This is a genomic window from Halorubrum sp. AJ67 (assembly GCF_000513435.1).
Window position 1 is genome coordinate 46,696 of record NZ_CBVY010000021.1, and the last position, 3,701, is coordinate 50,396.

The 3,701-nt window shown below is 68.3% G+C and carries 2 protein-coding genes and 2 pseudogenes; 1 reads left to right on the plus strand and 3 read right to left on the minus strand.

The window, feature by feature from the left end:
- Together BN903_RS13760 and BN903_RS13765 are read right to left on the minus strand one after the other, a co-directional pair.
- Nucleotides 1–573, minus strand: a pseudogene (locus BN903_RS13760) (hypothetical protein); the annotation flags it as partial.
- A 65-nt stretch (nt 574–638) separates the two neighbouring features.
- Complete coding sequence (locus tag BN903_RS13765; protein WP_048078270.1) at nt 639–1,988, minus strand: adenylosuccinate synthase; 1,350 nt, start codon at nt 1,986–1,988, stop codon at nt 639–641.
- Nucleotides 1,989–2,282: 294 nt separating this feature from the next.
- On the opposite strand from BN903_RS13765, the gene BN903_RS13770 reads away from it, so the two are divergent.
- Complete coding sequence (locus BN903_RS13770) at nt 2,283–2,588, plus strand: hypothetical protein (RefSeq protein ID WP_004595838.1); 306 nt, start codon at nt 2,283–2,285, stop codon at nt 2,586–2,588.
- A gap of 83 nt (nt 2,589–2,671) precedes the next feature.
- Here the strand turns inward: BN903_RS13770 and BN903_RS13775 are convergent.
- Nucleotides 2,672–3,701 (minus strand): annotated as a pseudogene (locus tag BN903_RS13775) (hypothetical protein); the annotation flags it as partial.

A 3,701-nucleotide genomic window follows, 5' to 3' on the forward strand; every position in this document is an offset into this window, starting at 1 on the left:
GGTCCTCCAACGCGATGACGTACACCGTGGGGAAAACAGGTACGAGAGCACGAGCGCCGCGAGGACCGCGACCACGAACAGCGGCGGAACGGCGAGCAGCGGGAGGAAGACGGCCGCGAACGCGACGATGACGATCGCTTCTAAGAGGACCATCCGGACGCCGAACCGGCGGACCGCCGCGACGAAGTCGAACTCGCCGGCGGTGATCCCGTCCGCGATGCTCCCGAAGTACCCCGCGCTCAGCGCGCCCGAGACGACGACGTACGCGCCGATCACGGGGACCAGAAGCGGCAGCGGCTCCAAGCCTCCGAACGGGAGCGACACCGTCAGACCGCCCCCGCTCGGAGCGTCGACGAAGCTCCAGAGGTCGTACCGGTAGACGGGAAAGGACGCGCGGAGCGAAAAACCGTTCGTCCGGGTCGTCGCGAGCAGGTCCCGCGTCCGGAACAGCGCCGTCGCCAGCGGGACGAGCGCCAGCGGGAGCAGCCGCGCGAGGTGAGCGAACGTGCGTTCGACGATCGGTTCAGCCGGATCGGGATCGCGGTCCTGCGGACCGCGGGAGGGCCGAGCCATGGCGGCGGTTCACGTTCGAGCCTCAAAAACGTCGGTCGACCGCGGCAGTCGTTTACGAACGACCCCTACTCGTCCAACGGGTTCGTCAGCTCGACGGTCTCCTCGCGGTCGGGGCCGACGCCGACGGCGTAGATCGGGGTGTCGATCTCGTCGGCGACGAACTCCAGGTACTCGCGGGCGGCCGCGGGAAGCGCGTCGTACCCTTCCTCGGCGACCGCGGCCGAGTCGAACTCCTCCCACGTGTCGAGCTCAGCGAACACCGGCTCGCAGCGCTCCCACCGCTCGGTCGTAGTGGGGACGGTGTCGAGCTCTTCTCCGTCGAGTTCGTACCCCGTACATACCTTCAGCTCGTCGAGTCCGGCGAGCACGTCGACGTGGTTGACCGCGACGCCCGTGAAACCGGAGACGCGGGCGGCGTGTCGGAGCATTGGGAGGTCGAGCCAGCCGATGCGGCGCGGCCGTCCGGTGACCGTACCGAACTCGCCGCCCTTCTCGCGGATCTCGTCCGCGAGCGTCTCCTCGTCGGCGTCGCCGTCGAGTTCCGTCGGGAGCGGGCCCTCGCCCACACGGGAGAGGTACGCCTTCACGATGCCGACCACCTCGCCGTCGCCCACCGTCGTGACGCCGACGCCGGAGCCGACGGCCGCGCCGCCAGCGGTCGGGTTCGAGGAGGTGACGAACGGGTAGTTCCCGTGATCGACGTCGATGTGGGTCCCCTGTGCGCCCTCGAAGAGGATCTCGTCGCCCGCCTCGCGGCGGCGGTGGAGGTAGTCGGAGCAGTTGACGGTCATCCCCTCGTCGGCGAGGCGCTCGCCGATGGCGGCGTACGTCTCGTGGAGCGCGTCGACGTCGAAGGCGGCCTCCTGCTTGTCGTCGAGGTCGAGCCCGTACACGTCCTCGACGAGCGCGCGCTTCTGCGGGACGACGTACTCCAGCTTCTCGCGGAGCACCGCCGGGTCGAGCAGGTCGGCGATCCGGACCCCGCGCCGGCCGGCCTTGTCCTCGTAGGTCGGACCGATGCCGCGGCCGGTCGTGCCGACCGCGTCGCCGGCGTCGTCGTCCGCCTTGACCTCCTCCTCGATGCCGTCCAGCACGCGGTGGTACGGCATGATGACGTGCGCGCGACGGGCGACGCGAACGTCCGGGTCGAGTCCCCGCTCGCGCAGGTCGTCGATCTCCGTGAACAGCGTCTCGGGGTTGACGACGCAGCCGTTTCCGAGAATCCCGACGGTCCCGCGGACCGCGCCGCTCGGAACCAAGGAGAGCTTGTACTCCGCGCCGCCTTCGACGACGGTGTGGCCGGCGTTGTCGCCGCCCTGATAACGGACTACGACGTCCGCGTCCCCTCCCCATCGGTCGACGAGCGCGCCCTTGCCCTCGTCGCCGAGCTGGGAGCCGACGATGGTGAGTGTCATACGACCTGCCGATTCCCGGCCGGGGGTAAAACCGATTACGGTCTGTGACCGCGAGACCACCACGGACATGGATCGTAAAATTGTCACACGGATCCGAATACCCTTGTTCGTGTATTCTCGCGTCTCCGTGCGGCGACCGCTCCCCCGCCCCCGGTCGTCGCGGTCCGGTCCCCGGCCGCCGTGCCGCGATCGAACACGTTAACTACTATCACGTCAAACCGCCAGATCCGACGACGCGTTCTCCCGTCGCCGACAGCAACTTTTAAACAGGGGCATGACGAGTTAACATGTGGCATGATAGATCGACTAGAGAAAGAGGTAGACATGCTGGAACGCCACCTCCAAGTCCTGCGGATGGTCATCGAAAACGAGCCGATCGGCATCGTCAAAATGTCGAACGAGACGGGCTACCCGCACCACAAGGTCCGGTACTCGCTGCGCGTCCTCGAAGAGGAGAACCTCATCGAGCCGTCCAGCCAGGGAGCGATCACCACGGAGCGGACGCACGAGTTCGTCGACGAGCTCGACGAGAAGCTCGACGAGACCGTCGAGAAGCTCGGCTCCATGCGGATCGACGACGCCGCCGAACTTGAGAACTGACCGGAATTCCGATTTCCCCCGCCGACGCACGCGTCGCGTTTTCTCTCCGCCCGTAGCCACAGATTCGAGACGCCCGGTGACGGCTATAGGTCTGGAACCGTCATGTGGAACCCGCCGTCGCGCGCCTCGACGAGACACAGGTGGAACCCCTGCTTGCGCGAGAGCTTCACGAAGCTCGCCCGTTTCGACCGGCTGAACAGCCCCCCGCCGACCGCGTCGCTCGCGGTCTCTAGGGCTCCCGGCTCGAAGAAGCTCTCCGTCACGGCGAACGCGCCGGCGAACGTCTCGTTCGACTCCGCGATGTCGCGCCCGTTCCCGACGAGCGACTCCAGCGTCCCCTCGGGCGTCGGGTCCCGGCTGTCGTTCAGGTCGGCGACGAACAGCGGGTGGCCCATCCGGTCGCGCAACACGAGATCGAAGGTCCGCTGTTCCCTGGTCTCCTCGCCGCCCTCGCGGAGTTCGATCGACACCGTGCCGCCGATCTCCGCGCGGTCGACCTCGGGGAGCGCGTCGTAGAGGTCGCGGAGCGTGCCCTCGTTGCCGGTCCCGCGGACCTCGAACGGGAGGTCCTCGACGAGCCAGCGGGTGAACCCGTACTCGATGGTGTCCTCTAAGAACTCCGCGAACGGTCGTCCGTCCACCGCGAGCCCGTCGGTCTCGAAGCTCGTGTGGTGTTCGACCCGGAGATTCTCGCGGAGCGTGTCGCGGTCGACGCTCCCGTCGTGGGCGTCGGCCAGCGTCGCGCCCTCCTTCGAGTCGTACCTGATGAACAGGTTCGTCCCGTTGCGCGCCTCGTCCGGCGTGAGCGTGCGTTCGGCGTCCGGGAGGCGCTCCTTCGCGTTCGAGAGCTCGCGGCGGAGGCGGTCGCGCTCATCTCTGAGCTCCTCCGTCTCGGCTTCGAGCCGCTCGACCTCGTCGACGAGTTCGTCTCGCTCGGTCTCGATCTCGTCGCGCTCGGCCGCCAGCCGGTCGCGTTCCTCGGCCAGCGACTGCCGCTCCGTCTCGGTCTCCTCTAAGGCCGCTTCGAGCTTCCGAACCCGCTCGGGGTCCGCGCCACCCGCCGCGTCGCGGCCGTCGCGCTTCGAGACCGCGGAGGGCGTCGAGCCCGATTGG